General features: G+C 34.0%; 18 protein-coding genes and 1 tRNA gene. 8 read left to right on the forward strand and 11 right to left on the reverse strand.

Going from position 1 to position 15,890, the window contains the following annotated elements:
* Positions 1–636, reverse strand: coding sequence for a DUF4290 domain-containing protein (locus FKR84_RS06750; RefSeq protein ID WP_141421538.1), 636 nt, complete (start codon positions 634–636; stop codon positions 1–3).
* A gap of 116 nt (positions 637–752) precedes the next feature.
* Positions 753–1,046 (reverse strand): DUF493 family protein, encoded by a 294-nt coding sequence (locus FKR84_RS06755; protein WP_141421539.1) that lies wholly within the window; start codon positions 1,044–1,046, stop codon positions 753–755.
* 82 nt (positions 1,047–1,128) lie between these two features.
* Between FKR84_RS06755 and FKR84_RS06760 the strand changes: the two genes are divergently transcribed.
* The 5 genes from FKR84_RS06760 (at position 1,129) to FKR84_RS06780 (ending at position 5,665) form a co-directional block, all read left to right on the forward strand.
* Positions 1,129–1,671, forward strand: a complete 543-nt coding sequence (locus FKR84_RS06760) for an AAA family ATPase (RefSeq protein WP_141421615.1) — start codon at positions 1,129–1,131, stop codon at positions 1,669–1,671.
* Positions 1,672–3,570 (forward strand): RecQ family ATP-dependent DNA helicase, encoded by a 1,899-nt coding sequence (locus FKR84_RS06765; RefSeq protein ID WP_141421540.1) that lies wholly within the window; start codon positions 1,672–1,674, stop codon positions 3,568–3,570.
* Positions 3,567–4,517 (forward strand): methionyl-tRNA formyltransferase, encoded by a 951-nt coding sequence (gene fmt, locus FKR84_RS06770; protein WP_141421541.1) that lies wholly within the window; start codon positions 3,567–3,569, stop codon positions 4,515–4,517. The genes FKR84_RS06765 and fmt overlap by 4 nt, the downstream gene beginning before the upstream one ends.
* A gap of 185 nt (positions 4,518–4,702) precedes the next feature.
* Positions 4,703–4,975: an HU family DNA-binding protein gene (locus tag FKR84_RS06775; RefSeq protein ID WP_141421542.1), complete on the forward strand. Its 273-nt coding sequence runs from the start codon at positions 4,703–4,705 to the stop codon at positions 4,973–4,975.
* 129 nt (positions 4,976–5,104) lie between these two features.
* Positions 5,105–5,665 carry a YqgE/AlgH family protein gene (locus FKR84_RS06780; protein ID WP_141421543.1) on the forward strand — a complete coding sequence of 187 codons (561 nt, stop codon included), beginning with the start codon at positions 5,105–5,107 and terminating at the stop codon, positions 5,663–5,665.
* Here FKR84_RS06780 and FKR84_RS06785 read toward each other — a convergent pair.
* A complete protein-coding gene (locus tag FKR84_RS06785; RefSeq protein WP_141421544.1) occupies positions 5,662–6,507 on the reverse strand; it encodes an aminotransferase class IV in 846 nt (281 codons plus the stop codon). The genes FKR84_RS06780 and FKR84_RS06785 overlap by 4 nt on opposite strands.
* A gap of 57 nt (positions 6,508–6,564) precedes the next feature.
* Positions 6,565–6,960, reverse strand: coding sequence for an START-like domain-containing protein (locus tag FKR84_RS06790; protein WP_141421545.1), 396 nt, complete (start codon positions 6,958–6,960; stop codon positions 6,565–6,567).
* 332 nt (positions 6,961–7,292) lie between these two features.
* On the opposite strand from FKR84_RS06790, the gene FKR84_RS06795 reads away from it, so the two are divergent.
* Positions 7,293–7,366, forward strand: a tRNA-Met gene (locus FKR84_RS06795).
* Between the two features lie 58 nt (positions 7,367–7,424).
* Here FKR84_RS06795 and FKR84_RS06800 read toward each other — a convergent pair.
* Both FKR84_RS06800 and FKR84_RS06805 read right to left on the reverse strand, forming a co-directional pair.
* The gene (locus FKR84_RS06800) at positions 7,425–9,008 is read right to left on the reverse strand and encodes a 4Fe-4S binding protein (protein WP_141421546.1); all 1,584 of its coding nucleotides are present in this window, start codon (positions 9,006–9,008) and stop codon (positions 7,425–7,427) included.
* A gap of 9 nt (positions 9,009–9,017) precedes the next feature.
* The gene (locus tag FKR84_RS06805) at positions 9,018–10,310 is read right to left on the reverse strand and encodes an NAD(P)/FAD-dependent oxidoreductase (RefSeq protein WP_141421547.1); all 1,293 of its coding nucleotides are present in this window, start codon (positions 10,308–10,310) and stop codon (positions 9,018–9,020) included.
* A 314-nt stretch (positions 10,311–10,624) separates the two neighbouring features.
* Here FKR84_RS06805 and FKR84_RS06810 point away from each other — a divergent pair, with 314 nt between their 5' ends.
* Complete coding sequence (locus FKR84_RS06810) at positions 10,625–11,212, forward strand: YceI family protein (RefSeq protein WP_141421548.1); 588 nt, start codon at positions 10,625–10,627, stop codon at positions 11,210–11,212.
* 73 nt (positions 11,213–11,285) lie between these two features.
* Here FKR84_RS06810 and hisS read toward each other — a convergent pair whose 3' ends face one another.
* On the reverse strand, positions 11,286–12,656 hold the full coding sequence (gene hisS, locus FKR84_RS06815) for a histidine--tRNA ligase (protein WP_141421549.1): 1,371 nt from the start codon (positions 12,654–12,656) through the stop codon (positions 11,286–11,288).
* A 96-nt stretch (positions 12,657–12,752) separates the two neighbouring features.
* Between hisS and FKR84_RS06820 the strand changes: the two genes are divergently transcribed.
* Positions 12,753–13,994, forward strand: a complete 1,242-nt coding sequence (locus FKR84_RS06820) for an ABC transporter permease (RefSeq protein WP_141421550.1) — start codon at positions 12,753–12,755, stop codon at positions 13,992–13,994.
* A gap of 13 nt (positions 13,995–14,007) precedes the next feature.
* Here the strand turns inward: FKR84_RS06820 and FKR84_RS06825 are convergent, their stop codons facing one another.
* From FKR84_RS06825 to rpsF, 4 genes are all read right to left on the reverse strand, one after another.
* Entirely contained in the window at positions 14,008–14,481 is a 474-nt protein-coding gene (locus FKR84_RS06825; protein ID WP_141421551.1) for a DUF6495 family protein, read from the reverse strand.
* Positions 14,482–14,554: 73 nt separating this feature from the next.
* Positions 14,555–15,007, reverse strand: coding sequence for a 50S ribosomal protein L9 (gene rplI / locus FKR84_RS06830; RefSeq protein WP_141421552.1), 453 nt, complete (start codon positions 15,005–15,007; stop codon positions 14,555–14,557).
* A 14-nt stretch (positions 15,008–15,021) separates the two neighbouring features.
* Complete coding sequence (gene rpsR / locus FKR84_RS06835; protein WP_141421553.1) at positions 15,022–15,324, reverse strand: 30S ribosomal protein S18; 303 nt, start codon at positions 15,322–15,324, stop codon at positions 15,022–15,024.
* A 3-nt stretch (positions 15,325–15,327) separates the two neighbouring features.
* Entirely contained in the window at positions 15,328–15,666 is a 339-nt protein-coding gene (rpsF, locus tag FKR84_RS06840; protein ID WP_141421554.1) for a 30S ribosomal protein S6, read from the reverse strand.
* Positions 15,667–15,890 lie beyond the last annotated feature (224 nt).

The raw sequence follows: 15,890 nt of genomic DNA on the forward strand, positions 1-15,890 counted from the left end.
TTAATAGCGTTTACGACCACGATTGCGGTGGTTGTTAGTCTTTTTTGTAGGTTTTCTTTTCTTGGTATTTCGTACCAAGTCTGATGCTTGGGTTAGATCTTCTTCTTTTTTACGCAAGTTAATTGCGCCATCACTCAACTCATACAAATGATCAAAAATCATTTTATCTTCTACCGTATCTTTGTTCCAATTAAGGTAACACTTTTTCATATGGTTAGCAATGGTAAAGATAAGCGCTTCTTTTAAATCTCCCTCATCCCATTTCTTTGCTTCATCTATCATCCTTTTAATATTATTTCCGTAAAAACGGTATTTAGGATGGTTTTGTGGGTATTCTAAAGGAGACGGAGATTCTTGTAATTTCTCTTTGGAAGGTTTAGGGTAAGGTGAATCTACCTCTAATTTAAAATCGCTTATAATAAAAAGTTGGTCCCAAAGCTTATGCTGAAAGTCTGGTACATCGCGTAAATGCGGATTCAAATTTCCCATTACCGCAATAATAGACTTTGCTACTTCGTTGCGCTCTTTATCGTCTTCAATGCTAACGGCGTGCTCTACCATTTTTTGAATATGTCTGCCATATTCTGGAATAATGAGTTTACTCCGTTCTGAATTGTATTCTAAATCGTATATCAAAATTGAAATTTAATAAGGTAATTATTTGTGTAGCAGTCAAGCTACTGTATAGGCGGCAAATTAATAAATATTTTTTAAGGCAAAACAAATTACTTCTAAAAATTACAAAAAATATACTATAAAGAGATTACTCCTTCTACTTTTTGCCCTACTTCTTTATATTTATCTACAACATGTTCTGGGTTTTTCATTTTTACATTAACAGAGACGCTGGTATAATTGCCTTTGCTAGATTGCTTTGTTTTAATAACTGCGCCCATATTATTAAAAATATCTTCCAACACTTTTATTCGTTCATCAATAGTTGGTACTATAAATTTATATAAATATTCACTCGGCCAACTGCTGGTATCTGCCAATTTTTCTTTTAATTTGTTGTAAAATTCCTCCCGTTTATCAGAATTGCTCATAAAATCGTATTTCTTTTGGTTACAAAGATACTGTTATTCAATCATTTTTTTAAATTGCTCTAAAATTAAGAACGTGAAAATCGTGCAAACAGAAAAAATACTCATAATTGGTGGTCCCGGCACCGGAAAATCTACCGCTTTAAGTTACTTAAAAGCAAAAGGCTACCTTTGTTTTCCTGAAATTTCTCGGGAAGTTACCAAAGAAGCGCAACGAAAAGGCGTAAAACAATTGTTTTTAGACAAACCATTATTGTTTAGCGAAAAACTATTGGAAGGCCGAATAAAACAATTTAAAGAAGCTGATGAATCTAACCAAAAATTTATTTTTATAGATCGTGGTATTCCGGACGTAACGGCTTATATGGATTATCACCAAGATGATTATCCCAGTTTTTTTACCGAAGCTAATAAGGAATATAGATATAGTAAGGTTTTTTTATTCCCCATATGGGAAGAAATATACGCATCTGATAATGAACGTTATGAATCTTTGGAAGAAGCCAAAATTATTCAGAATCACTTAATCAAAACTTACGAGAACTTGGACTACAAATTGATAAAAGTGCCAAAAGCAAGTGTAGAAAAACGTGTAAATTTTATTTTAGATAAACTTAAAAACTCCTAATTGGAAAGCCCATTAGACATACTGCAAAAATTCTGGGGTTATACCGAGTTTAAACCGGCCCAAGAAGAAATTATCCAAACCTTATTGCAAAAGCAAGATGTTATTGGCTTATTACCAACCGGGGGCGGCAAATCTATTACTTTTCAAGTGCCAGCGCTTGCGCAAGAAGGTATCTGCATTGTTATCTCTCCTTTAATTGCCTTAATGCAAGACCAAGTAGACAATTTGCAAAAAAAAGGAATAAAAGCAGTAAGAATAAGCGGGAAGTTGCGTTATGACGAATTAGATAAATTATTAGATAATTGCATTTACGGAAATTATAAATTTCTCTACCTCTCTCCAGAACGTTTACAACAAGAAATTGTACAACAACGCATTTTGCAAATGAATGTAAATCTCATTGCTATAGACGAAGCGCATTGTATATCAGAATGGGGCCACGATTTTAGACCGGCTTACCGCAATATTCAAATTTTGAAAGATTTGCAACCTGCGGCCAATATAGTTGCCTTAACCGCTACCGCAACCAAAGAAGTTGTAAACGATATTCGGGCAACTTTAGAACTTAGCAACGCCAAGATTGTACGCTATAGTTTTAAAAGAACAAATATTTCTTTGCTTACCGAATTTTATGAAGATAAAAATTTTGCCCTAAGCAATTTTTTAACTAAAAATTCTGGCGTAAGCATTATTTATGTGCGTAGCAGAAAAGCTACAGAAGAGATAAAACAAGTTTTGGCTTACGAAAATATTAGTGCCGAAGCATTTCACGGCGGTTTAAACACTTCCGTAAAGAATAAACTTTTACAAGATTGGATTAGCGAAAAATTTAGGGTAATTGTTGCTACTACAGCTTTTGGAATGGGTATAGACAAAGCCAACGTACGCAACGTGATACATTACCACTTACCCGAAAGTCTAGAAAGTTATTTTCAAGAAGCCGGAAGAGCAGGTAGAGACGGCAAAGCGTCTAAAGTTTTGTTGCTGTATAACAACGCAGATATTATTCGGGTAGAAAATCAATTTTTAAACGTTTTACCACAACCAAAAAGTGTAAAATACGTTTACAAAAAATTAAACACTTTTTTACGTATAGCTTATGGCGAAGGTGCGCAAACAGAATTTAACTTTAACTTTTTAAACTTTTGCACCAAATACGACTTACCAACTACGGCAACTTATAATATTTTACAACTCTTAGACCGCACCGGGGTAATTACCTTAAAACAAGAATACCACACCGGCTACAGTATTAAGTTTGTGGTAAATGCCAACCAATTAAACTATTTTTCCCAAAAAAACACGATTTTTCAAAATCTGTTAGACAACATTTTAAGAACAAAAGGCGGGTTGTTAGATTATCCTATAAAATTAGATGTACAAAAACTTGCAGCTAAAACAGCTTTAAAAAAAGAGCAAATAGAGCATTTGCTAAAACAATTAGAGCAGCAACAAATATTAGAATTAAACATTACAGACCAAGATACCAGCATTATGTTTATGGTGCCACGGGAAGATGAGCGCACTATAAATCCTTTAATTCCGTACATAAAACAACAATATCAAAACAAAAAAAACAAAATAAATGCGGTTTTAAGTTTTGTACAAAATAACGAGGTCTGTAAAACCAAACAAATACTCGCTTACTTTGGCGAGACAAAAACAAAAGATTGCAATAACTGCTCGGTATGTTTTCAGAAAAAAAGCAAAAAACCGGTAGACGATAAAACTATCTACCGTAATATAGTTATGGTATTAGAAAAAGAATCTTTAAACTCTAAAGAGCTGGTTAAGAAATTAGACTTTCCGGAAGAGGATATAATTCGTATTTTACGCTTAATGCTAGACAAAGGCCTCGTAGAGGTGAGTCCTAATAATTATTTCACACTTACTTTATGAAAAATTTGCGCATACTTTTTATGGGTACGCCCGCATTTGCGGTACACGCTTTAGAAAAGATTATAGATAAAGGTTTTAACGTGGTGGGCGTGGTTACTGCGCCAGACAAACCAGCAGGCCGTGGCAGAAAACTACAACAATCTGCTGTAAAAGAGTTTGCGCTTTCGCGGAATTTACCCGTGCTACAACCCACTAATTTAAAAGCCGAAGAATTTGAGCAAGAATTAAAAAACTTAAATCCAAACTTACAAGTTGTGGTAGCTTTTAGAATGTTGCCTAAAAAGGTTTGGCAGTTTCCTAAATATGGTACATTCAATTTGCACGCATCGCTCTTACCGCAATACCGTGGGGCGGCACCAATAAACTGGGTAATAATTCATGGCGAAGAAAAAACCGGAGTTACTACTTTTTTTATAGATGAGAAAATAGATACTGGACTTATATTGTTGCAAAAAGAAGTAAATATAAGTAAAGAGGACAATGCCGGTAGTCTGCACGACAAACTTATGCAAGCGGGTGCAAATTTAATTATAGAAACCTTAGAGTTGCTTGCAGAAGAAAAAGAGGTAAAAACCGTACCGCAAAGCAATTCAGAAAACCTTAAAAGTGCTTATAAGCTAGATAAAAACAACACGAGAATTGACTGGAACAAACCCGGAGAAGAAATTCAAAATCTTATTCGTGGCCTCTCGCCCTACCCCGTTGCTTGGACAATATTACAAAACGGCGACAAAGAATTAAAATGTAAAATTTATAAAAGTATATTTTTAGAAGAAGAACATTCTTTTAAATACGCTACGATTATACAAGAAGATAAAACGCTTAAAGTGGCCGTAAAAGAGGGTTTATTACAATTGATAGAAATACAATTACCAGGAAAAAGAAAATTGCCAGTAAAAGACCTTTTAAATGGTTTTGAAATAAAACCAAATGCAAAAATGTTGTAAACCCTTATAGACACTGAAAAAGCAACTATTTTGATAAAAACAAGTATTCTTTATTAACAATTGGTAAAAGTTATTAACAATTTACGGCTTTTCCTTTGCTAAGCCTTGCATAGAAAAGAATTCCGTATAAATTTGTAGAGCAAATCAATAAATGTTTAACCAACAAATAGTTTAAATTAAAAATTATGAACAAAACGAATTTAATTGACGCAATGGCAGAAGACGCCGGAATTTCAAAAGCTGCAGCAAAAAAAGCTTTAGAATCTTTTTTAGAAAACGTAGAAGGTTCGCTTAAAAAAGGAGACAGAGTTTCTTTAGTAGGATTCGGATCTTGGTCTGTATCTAAAAGAGCTGCTCGCGAAGGTAGAAATCCTCAAACAGGAAAAACTATTAAAATTGCTGCTAAAAATGTAGTGAAGTTTAAAGCAGGTTCTGATTTACAGAAGGCTGTAAACTAATTTTAGCACATTTTATAATTATCTGAGAGGACCTTTCTACTATTTATGAAAGGTCTTTTTTGTTTTTTATGTTTTTTTTTAAGTTATTTATTTAAAAATTGTTAATTTTATATATAAAACAGAAAAAATTTGACTCTACAACGACCCACGAAAGGAAGCTTATTGGTAGCAAAACCCTCTATTATTGGCGATATGTCTTTTAATAGAGCTGTTATACTTTTAGCAGATTGTAATAAAAACGGTTCTGTAGGATTTATAATGAATAAAGTCTTAGATTTTAGTTTATCTGATTTTTTGCCCGAGTTAAATAAAGATTTTAAAATTTTTAATGGTGGACCAGTAGAACAAGATAATCTTTACTTTATACATCAAGTGCCAGATCTTATTCCGCAAAGCATAGAAATTTCTAACGGTATATTTTGGGGAGGTAATTTTGAAGCTGTAAAAAAGTTAATCGAGCAAGACCTAATAACTTCCGAAGAAATTAAATTTTTCTTGGGCTATTCTGGCTGGGAGCCAAAGCAATTAGAAGAAGAAGTAAAAGCAGACACCTGGATAATTACAGATAACAGCGACCAAAAAAATATTTTGAGTAGAGAATTTACCACGTTTTGGAAAGAAAAACTGGAAGAACAAGGCGGCGAGTTTTTAATATGGTCTAATGCCCCAGAAAACCCTAGTTACAACTAACCTAGCCTAGCCAGCATATTTATCTTTTTTAGTAAATCTGTTGCCAAAGTTGTTGTGTATGCTTTTTTCCTATAATTACTTACCGGTATAATTCCTTGAATAGAATTGGTAATTAAAAGCTCATCTGCCTTTTGCAGTTCGAACGGAGAAATGCTTTCTTCAATAATTTCGTAATCTTCACTTTTCTTAAGTACTTCAATAAGTTTTTTACGAAAGATACCATCTAAACAACCATCGGTTAAAGGGGGCGTTTTGATTTTATTTTCTTTCACTAAAAAAAGATTTCCATTTATGGCCTCTACCACCATTTTTTGGTGGTTTAACAATAAGAGATTGTCATATTTATTTTCGGAAGCATAAATTCCCGCCAACACATTAATTGCTTTATTGGTACTTTTAAGAGTTGATAGCAAACCGTTGTTTAAATAATGGTCTTTAAACAATTCTATCCTACATTTTTTTTCAGACAATTCGTAAAAAGCTTTTTCCAAATTATCGGTACGTATACAATACCCAATTTCTCTGGTTTGCGGTGTATACAGTCCGCCAGCTTTCCTAAAAACATTTATTTTTACGCGTGCCGGTTTTTTTTCTAAATTATTGGCAGCGATTAATGCTAAGATTTGGTTTTCTAAAAATTCAGGAGAGAATTCTTTAGGTATTTCCATACGCATAATGCGCATAGATGCCATTAACCTAAAATAATGATCTTCCCAAAACATGATTTTATTGTGCACTACGCGCAAGCTTTCAAACAAACCGTCGCCATAGTTAAAAGCTCTGTTATCTAAGCTCAGCGCTTTTTCTGAATTACTTAAAATTTCGCCGTCAAAATTGAACATAAAAAACCCCGATTTTAAAATTTAAACCGGGGCGAATATACTATTTTTAAAAGTTTTTTATGCTGAACCTAAGACTTGTTTTAAATCTGAAATCATGTTTTCCCACAACATTTTCCCTTCGTTTACATCATCATCATCATCTGCAAAATCTGTAATCATTAACGACACGTCTTTAGTGATTTCATCTACTTGAATGCGCATTTCAAAATAACTGGAATCGCCTTCTTCTTCGGCTTCCATCCATCGTAATTTAATACGCTCTCCACTTTTTTTGCTTACTAATTTTGCTTGTTCTTCGCTTCCTTCCCAAATAAAGGTAAAAACCTCTCCACGAGAGTTTACATTATCTGCAAACCACTCGCTTAAACCGGACGGAGTAGAAATATATTGGTATAATAAAGATGGAGATGCTTGTATGGGAAACTCCAATTCATATTTTGTTTTTGTAGTCATAAAAATAGGCTATTTGTTGAAAGGCAATATATATATTCTTTGCTAACATAAAAAGAAAAATGCTCAATTTTATTTTCCACAAAAGTTAAAAATGCAAAAAGACCTTTTTTTCTAAAAAGCCAACATTTCGGTATTAAAAATGCTTAATTGCGTTTAATTTTCCAATAACTTTACGGAAAGTATTCAGCTTTGAAAAAATTACAGCATATAATTTTAAATCAATAAAAAAACAAATTGCTAAGCTAGAATCAGCTAAAAATTATTTTACTGGTTTTATTTTGAAAAGTTATTTGCTTAAGCTCAAAATAATTTTATATTTGCACCCGGAAATTGGCGAGGTAGCTCAGTTGGTTAGAGCGTCGGATTCATAACCCGGAGGTCCCGAGTTCAAATCTCGGTCTCGCTACTAAAAAAAGCTTTCGATTTTTCGAAAGCTTTTTTTGTTTTATATAAAGAAGCCACGCTTACTTGCTTTTCTGGTTTACCAAATCCATTAAATCTACATCGTTGCCCAACAAAACTTCTTGTGAGTTAATACGGCCGTCTAACGAATCGTTTTCTAATTTTAAAACTCCGCGCGGACAAACGGCAGCGCATATCCCACAACCAACACAACTAGATCGTATAATATTTTCGCCTTTTTGTGCGTATGCTCTTACGTCTATTCCCATTTCGCAATAGGTAGAGCAATTGCCACAAGAAATGCATTGCCCGCCATTGGTGGTAATTCTAAATTTTGAAAATAAACGTTGTTGCATTCCTAAAATAGCAGCCATTGGGCAACCAAAACGGCACCAAACCCTGTTCCCGAAAATAGGATAAAAGCCTACGCCAATAACCCCAGAAAAGGCTGCGCCAATTAAAAAGCCATACCACTCTCGCAATTTATACCCGGGGAAAAAGAAAATTTTAGAGTTTCCGCTAAAGTAATTTAATGCTATAATAAAAAGAATTACAACCAAATACCCTATTGCACCATACTTGGCATCTTTGGACAATTCTTGGCGTTTAAATAGCATTAAACCAGCAAATAAAAGAGTTAAAAATCCTGCTGACATCCATAAAAACACATCTTTTGTCAACCAGAATTTTTCAGCATTTTCTCCTAAAAAAGAATAAACTACCGCAATAGTCATTACAGTTGCAAAAACTAAAACCGAATGAATAACCCATCGCTCTACCTTCCAGGCAAAAAGAGATTTGTCTGATAAATGCCTATATGGATCTCCCGCCGTTTCTGCCATACCACCACAACCACAAACCCAACTACAATACCAACGTTTACCGTATTTGTAAGTTAATATTGGTGAAATTACAAAAACAGAAAGCACGCCAATTGCAAACATTATAGTACCTATAGTTCCGGCAGAAAAGAAAGAATTTAATTTATACCCAGCAAAAAAGTCGTAGTTAAGCGGCCAAATATTGGCAGGATTGAAATATGGCTGATTTAAACGAACCAAAATTTCGGGTAAAAGAAAAGCAAACGCCAATTGAAAAAACATCACCGAAAAGGTGCGCAAAACTTCGTATTTATTATGCTTGTATTTTAAAATAAACTTATAACCAAATATGAAAATGGCCAAGGTATAAAGCGTTCCGTAAACAAACCACTGGCTTGCCGGACCACCGCTAATTAGATAGCTTAAAGGATCATAAAGCGCTATAATTCCGGTGTTATCTGTATTAGAACGTAATCCTAAATATTTCGGATACCAATACAAAATAACATAAAAAAAAGTAAGTCCAATCCCGGTAACCCAAGCCCAAAATCCGCGATTTGTCATCGATTTAAACCAAACGCCATCGTTTTTTATTCCCGGGGTTTTGTGCGCGTAGGTTTTATAAGCAAATAAAATAGTTCCTAATGTAATTAAACCCAAAGAAAGACTTAGCCAAAGTGTTTTATGCGGAAAATTGACATTTGCAATTGCCAGCACCAAAATAAACAATCCTATCAACCCTATAGCCGAAGCTAATTTTTGTGCTTTCGTTAATTTTGCAGGCGGCTCTCCCGCCAGCGACATATTATTTTGCGGTTTACTCATAGCTTTTGTTTAAAAAGTTTTAGCCGTTAAATCCTGCTGAAAACTTCTAAATATTTCTTTTTCATAGGTTTTATAGAACTCTGGATCAAAGTTGGCACTTTCCAAATTTTGTAAAACTTGTTGCAAACTGGCTTTTTTCGTTAACCAATTATCTATGACCGCGTGCCGCATACGTATATCAAAAATATTGATGCCTAAAAACTCTTCGGTTTTTGGATTAAAGGCTATGGTGACTGCTTTGGTTTTATCGTGATGCTCCCAATGTAACTGTTTTTCGTTAGTATTTTTTGTAGGCGAAACCTTACCGTATGTTTGGTATTCTATATCAAAAAACTTGGCAGAATTAAACCAATTACCAGGTTTATACGGCATTTTATTACCGGTTAAAGTTTGCGCTAAAGTTTCGCCCATCATTCTGCCTACATACCAAACCGCCTCGATAGGTTTTCTGTGTGGTAAAGGATTTCTTATTTGTGCGCAATCTCCAATAGCATAAACATCCGGAATGTTGGTAGTTAAAAAATCATCTACCAAAATACCGCGATCTAATTCTAAAGAAGTCTTTTTTAAAAACGCAATATTTGGTTTTACACCAGCACATAAACCTACCAAATCGCAGCGTATTTCTCTTTCGTCTTTGGTTTCTACAGCTTCTACCCTATTATTTTTATTGGCTCTTATTTTATCTAATTCAGTGTTTTCTTGTAAATCTATGCCGTGTGTTTTTATGTGAGCTGAAACGAATTTTGCATCTTGCAAAGGCAAAATGTTATGCCAAAAAGCTTCTTCCCGAATTAAAAATTTGACCGCTATATTTCTTGTACGCAGCATTTCGGCAAGTTCAACGCCTATTAGTCCGCCGCCCACAATTACCGCCTGTTTACAATTTTTTGTGTTTTTTTCTAAAAGTTCTAAATCTTGTTTGCTTACCAAACCTTGCACGCCATCTAAATCTTCACCTGGCCAGCCAAATTTATTGTAAACGCTGCCGGTAGCAAGAACCAGTTTATCGTAAAACATAGTTTCTTTAGACGAAAAATGCAGAGTTTTTTGGTCAAAATCTATGTGTTTTACGTACGCGTTTTTTAGCGCAATTCTGTTTTTTTCCCAAAACCAATCTTCATAGGGTTTCAAATGCCGCCATTGCATGTGGCCCATATAAACGTACATTAAAGCAGTACGAGAGAAAAAATAATCGCTTTCTGCAGAAATTACGGTAATTTGCTTATCAGAATTTTTTCTGATGTGTCTGGCACAAGTTATACCAGCAATTCCGTTTCCTATAATGACAATGTGTTCCAAAATTAAATCCTGTATTTTTAATAAAAAGAAAGGCGGTAAATTTTCTTTATAAGCTGCCGCTCTTTCAAAAATGCAAAATATTTTGGGTTTAAATTGTTAAGAGAGCTTTTTTAATCTTTAATTAGGTATGGTATACAGGCTAAAGCTTCTTTTTCCGCGAAGGCGCAACAATTATTATTATAAATGTATCGAATACTTTACGGAATAAAGCCTTAAAATGACTTTAAGAAAGTTTTTTAGTTTTTGAATGTAAATTTATGTAGATTACTAACTAATTAAGTGATTTTTAAAAAATTGCGATTAAACCATAAATTATGAAAAAGTTATTAATTGTATTTTTAATTTTTACAGGAATAAACCTGAACGCGCAAACTGCTACCTCGTGGGAAATTGACAAGCCCCACACGGCGGTAATTTTTGATATTGGACATTTCTTTTCTACCGTAAACGGAAAATTTACAGATTTTGAAGGCGATTTTAATTTTGATCCCAACAATTTAAAAGAAAGCAAAATCAGCTTTAGCATTCCGGTAAAAAGCATTGAAACCCAAAACGAAAAACGGAATCAGCACCTTTTGTCTGATGAGTTTTTTGAGGCAGAAACCTATCCTGAAATAAAATTCACCTCTAATAAAATTAGAAAAGAAGGCGAAAACAAATTTGTTGCCGAGGGCGATTTACGCATCAAAGGTATAAGCAAAAAAGTAGAAGTACCATTTGAGTTGAAAGGAATAATGAACCATCCAATGCAAAAAAACACTAAACTTATGGGGTTAGAATTTCATAAAGATATAAGCAGAAGCGATTTTAACGTAGGTGTTGGCGATTGGGCATCTGACGCGGTAATTGGCGATAAAGTTGCCGTTACCATTTATATGGAATTGACACGGCCTAAAGAATAGAAATTGGTGATTAAAAAAAGACAAAACTATTAGCGTTTTGCCTTTTTTTACTGTTTTTTATAACATAGTTGTATTATTGTAGGACTTTGAGCATTTTTTCGAAACCAAAATTATCCTGCTTACCGGTTTTCATATTTTTTAAAGTAAATTCCTGGTTTTCCATCTCTTTGCTTCCGGCTAAAACTACGTATGCTATATCGCGTTTATTGGCGTAGTTCATTTGTTTTTTCATTTTAGCACTGTCTGGGTATAACTCTGCGTTAATACCGTTTTCTCGTAATTTCTGTACAGCTTGCATTGCATATAAAGCTTCTTTTTGACCAAAATTTATAAAAATTACTTTCGTATTATTCTTTGCCGAATTTGGGAATAAATCCAATTCTTCTAAAACCAAATAAATGCGGTCTAAACCAAAAGAAATTCCTATTCCGCTAATATTATTTAAGCCAAAAATTCCGGTTAAATCGTCGTAGCGACCGCCGCCGCCAATAGAACCCATTTTGACATCGGGTGGCGCAGCAACTTCAAAAATTGCGCCAGTATAATAATTTAATCCACGTGCTAAGGTTACGTCTAAATCTAAATTTGCGGTCTGCAACGGCATTTTTTCTATTGCTTTTTGCACAAATTCTAATTCTTCTATTCCTTTTTTACCAATTTCTGAAGAAGCTAAAATTTCTTTTAAACTTGCTATTTTATCAGAAAAATTTCCACCAAGTGAAAAAATAGGACGTATGGTTTTTATCGCTTCCGCAGAAATGCCTTTTTCTTGCATTTCTTTGGTAACGCCTTCCTCTCCTATTTTGTCTAACTTGTCTAAAGCCACGGTAAAATCTATTAATTTATCGCTTTCGCCAATTACTTCGGCAAAACCAGATAAGATTTTACGGTTGTTCATTTTTATGCTTACGCCTGCTAATTTTAATTGCGTAAAAACGACGTCATACAATTGTACAAATTCTACTTCTTGCCATAAACTATTGCTGCCCACTACATCTGCATCGCACTGAAAAAACTCTCTAAATCTACCTTTTTGCGGCCTGTCTGCACGCCAAACCGGCTGAATTTGATAACGCTTAAACGGGAAATCTATTTCGTTTTGGTGTTGCACTACATAGCGCGCAAATGGCACGGTAAGATCGTAACGCAAAGCTTTTTCTGAAATTTTAGGAGTAAGTTTTAAGCTATCTTTTTCGGTATATAAATCATTTTTTACCTTCCGAAGAAAATCGCCACTATTTAAAATTTTAAAAATTAAACGGTCGCCTTCTTCCCCATATTTCCCCATAAGGGTATCAGAATTTTCAAAACTTGGCGTTTCTATAGGTTGAAAGCCAAAATGCTGAAATTGCTTTTTTATGGTTTGAACAATATACTCGCGTTTGCTAACTTCTTCTGGAGAAAAATCGCGCGTGCCTTTAGGTATTGAAGGTTTTTGTGCCATAGTTTATTTTAAAGTGCAAATATATGCAAACAAAATACATTTTTTGAGTAACTTTTGCCCCGCGTAATCGTTGAATGCTTAGAACTCTGTTTATTTATGTTTTCATTATTTGGAGAAAATATCAAAATTGCCTTAGATAGTATTAAAGGTCAATTACTTAGAACAATCTTAACGGTTTTAATTATTGCCATTGGTATTTCTGCCTTGGTAGGGATTTTAAGCGCTGTAAATGCTTTAGAAAATACTATCTCTTCTAACTTTGCCTCTATGGGTGCCAATACTTTTAATTTGCAGCGGTATGATTTTACGGTGCAAACACGTGGCCGTGGAGAAAAAGAGGTAATTAATCCTATAATTAGCTATCGCGAAGCAAAAAGGTTTAAAGAAAATTTTGTCTTCCCCAACACGCATACTTCTATTGCTTTTACCGGAACTAATGGTGCCGAAGTAAAATACCAAAAAGAAAAAACAGATCCCGAGGTAAATGTTTTGGGAGTAAACGAGAACTATTTAGAAAACTCAGGATTAGAGCTTACAGCCGGCAGAAATTTTTCTGTATTTGATATAAAAAATAATGCAAATGTGTGCATTGTTGGAGCAGATTTTAAGAAAGGTTTATTTAAAGGTCTAGACCCTATAAATAAAACCATAAGTGTACGTGGTGCCAAATTTAAAGTAATTGGTGTTTTAGAAGGTCAAGGTTCTACATTTGGTAATAACAAAGATTTGCGTGTTTTATTACCCATACAAGTAGCGCGCTCTATGTTTACGCTACCTAAAATTAATTACTCTATAAGTGTGCGCGTAGACGAAAAAGAAATGATGGAAGGCGCTCAAGACGAAGCTATAATCACTTTTAGAAATATAAGAAAGTTACAACCAAAAGAAGAAAATAACTTTGGTATTGCACGTAGCGACAGTCTTCTAAACCAAATTGCAGATTTAATGGGTTATTTAGATGCTGCTGCTTGGATAATTTCTATTATTACCATTTTAGGATCTTCTATTGCCCTTATGAATATTATGTTGGTTTCCGTAACCGAAAGAACGCGCGAAATTGGTATAAGAAAAGCAATGGGCGCCAAAAAGAATACAATAGCCTTTCAGTTTTTTATAGAAACACTTATAATTGGCCAGTTTGGCGGAATATTAGGAATTTTAATAGGGATGCTTTTTGGCTATATTGTTGCTTCTATTGCAGATTTTGAGTTTGCTATACCTTGGTTAGCCATAATTTGGGCAACAGTAATCAGTTTTATTATTGCTGTAATTTCTGGTAGCTATCCGGCTACAAAAGCTGCTAAACAAGACCCTATAGAATCTTTGCGGTACGAATAGAGCACAAAATAAATTAAACTTCTATCAACTTTTGAAAATAAGCAAACAGCTCGCCTTTTGTAATATTGGCTCCTTGTTGTATAAGAATAAAAATATCTTTATTCCTCTCTTCTGAAATGGCTTTTGTAGAAGTGTAAATAGTAACTTGGTCGCTTAACAAATTATCTTGCAACCACCGGTAACCCTCTTTGGTTCTAAGATCTATAGCATCGTTTTCAACTTTTAAACCAATAAGGTGCATTTTTTCTTCTTCAACTTTAAAAAGAAAAAGCTGTTTTTTAGAAAGGTGCTCTAAAAACTTGGCTTGGTTTAAAACGCCTTCCCAAATTAAATCACTAAAAACATCTAATTCTTCTTCGGCCACTTCTGGCTTTTCTTTTTTTATTTGCTGCCATTCTTCTGCCGTTATAGATTGACTAGCTAAAAAATTGATGAATTCTTGGTGCAATTCTTCTAATTGTTCTTTGGTTAACCGGGCATATTTCATAACAATATATTTTAAAAAACTACATAAAAAAGCCCACCCAATTGGGCAGGCTTTTATTTTATTCTAAGCTTGTTTAAGCTTCTTCTTTTACTACATCAAAAGTAAGGGTTTCGATAACCTCTCTATGAAAACGCAATTTAGCATCATATTGACCTAAACGCTTAATGTTTCCACCAAAAATTGAGATGTACTTTTTATCTATATCTACACCTTCTTTACTCAAAACCTCACTTAAATTTGCCGCGGTAATACTTCCAAAAAGTTTATCGCCAGCACCAGCTTTGGCAGACATGGTTAAACTCAAGCCTTTTAATTTATCTGCTTGGGTTCTTGCCTCGTCTATATGTTTTTTCTCTTTATAGGCGCGTTGTTTTAACGTCTCTTCCAACATTTTCTTTGCGGAAGGCGTTGCTAACTCTGCAAACCCTTGTGGGATTAAATAATTTCTACCATAACCATTTTTTACCGTTACGATATCATCTGCAAAGCCTAAATTATCTACGTCTTGTTTTAAAATCAATTCCATAATATCGTTTCGTTTTATTTTAGTAAATCACCAACGTAAGGCATTAATGCTAAATGGCGTGCTCTTTTTACAGCAACGGCTACTTTTCTTTGGTATTTTAAAGAAGTACCGGTTAAACGGCGCGGTAAAATTTTTCCTTGCTCGTTTACAAAAGCCATTAAAAAATCTGGATCTTTATAATCTATATACTTAATCCCCGATCTTTTAAAACGGCAATATCTTTTCTTCTTGCTAGTTTCTATATTTAACGGAGTTAAATATCTAATTTCTCCGTCTTTTTTTCCTTTTGCTTGTTGTTCAATAGATGTTGTTGACATGTCTTAGGCTTTTTCTTTGTTACGTTGCACTCTTTTTTCTGCCCAAGCTACAGCGTGCTTGTCCAGTTTAACCGTCAAATAGCGCATTATACGCTCGTCACGTCTAAACATTAACTCTAAAGGATCGATAACCTCACCGTCTACTTGGAACTCCATTAAATGGTAAAAACCACTTTTTTTACTTTGAACAGGGTATGCTAATTTTTTTAGCCCCCAGTTTTCTTTGTTGATCATCTTGGCTCCTTTAGAAGAGAGGTAATCCTCATATTTCTTCACTGTTTCCTTTACCTGGTCTTCAGATAAAACGGGATTCAAGATGAAAACAGTTTCATAATGATTCATAATTACTAATTTATTTGTTTAAAAATCGGTTGCAAAAGTATACTTTTTTTTGGTTTATTACAACGTATGCCCTATTTTATTAGGCATTTTTCTTCTATTGTTTAAAGATAGTTCAATTTGCTGTTAAAAATTAGTAACAGCTATTTTATAAGTTAATGTTTTAAAAGAATGATTTTTTTGATTTCGGTTAATTCTTTTCCCTAAAGCAATTACTAAAATCTGAA

The organism is Haloflavibacter putidus, from assembly GCF_006546625.1.
Taxonomy (GTDB): domain Bacteria; phylum Bacteroidota; class Bacteroidia; order Flavobacteriales; family Flavobacteriaceae; genus Mesonia; species Mesonia putida.

What these genes read in the sequence shown, in the direction of transcription:
- FKR84_RS06755 (WP_141421539.1), bottom strand. Translation starts at nt 1,046, where the DNA reads ATGAGCAATTCTGATAAACGGGAGGAATTTTACAACAAATTAAAAGAA.
- fmt (WP_141421541.1), top strand. Translation starts at nt 3,567, where the DNA reads ATGAAAAATTTGCGCATACTTTTTATGGGTACGCCCGCATTTGCGGTA.
- FKR84_RS06775 (WP_141421542.1), top strand. Translation starts at nt 4,703, where the DNA reads ATGAACAAAACGAATTTAATTGACGCAATGGCAGAAGACGCCGGAATT.
- FKR84_RS06785 (WP_141421544.1), bottom strand. Translation starts at nt 6,507, where the DNA reads ATGTTCAATTTTGACGGCGAAATTTTAAGTAATTCAGAAAAAGCGCTG.
- FKR84_RS06790 (WP_141421545.1), bottom strand. Translation starts at nt 6,960, where the DNA reads ATGACTACAAAAACAAAATATGAATTGGAGTTTCCCATACAAGCATCT.
- FKR84_RS06800 (WP_141421546.1), bottom strand. Translation starts at nt 9,008, where the DNA reads ATGAGTAAACCGCAAAATAATATGTCGCTGGCGGGAGAGCCGCCTGCA.
- FKR84_RS06810 (WP_141421548.1), top strand. Translation starts at nt 10,625, where the DNA reads ATGAAAAAGTTATTAATTGTATTTTTAATTTTTACAGGAATAAACCTG.
- hisS (WP_141421549.1), bottom strand. Translation starts at nt 12,656, where the DNA reads ATGGCACAAAAACCTTCAATACCTAAAGGCACGCGCGATTTTTCTCCA.
- FKR84_RS06820 (WP_141421550.1), top strand. Translation starts at nt 12,753, where the DNA reads ATGTTTTCATTATTTGGAGAAAATATCAAAATTGCCTTAGATAGTATT.
- FKR84_RS06825 (WP_141421551.1), bottom strand. Translation starts at nt 14,481, where the DNA reads ATGAAATATGCCCGGTTAACCAAAGAACAATTAGAAGAATTGCACCAA.
- rplI (WP_141421552.1), bottom strand. Translation starts at nt 15,007, where the DNA reads ATGGAATTGATTTTAAAACAAGACGTAGATAATTTAGGCTTTGCAGAT.
- rpsR (WP_141421553.1), bottom strand. Translation starts at nt 15,324, where the DNA reads ATGTCAACAACATCTATTGAACAACAAGCAAAAGGAAAAAAAGACGGA.
- rpsF (WP_141421554.1), bottom strand. Translation starts at nt 15,666, where the DNA reads ATGAATCATTATGAAACTGTTTTCATCTTGAATCCCGTTTTATCTGAA.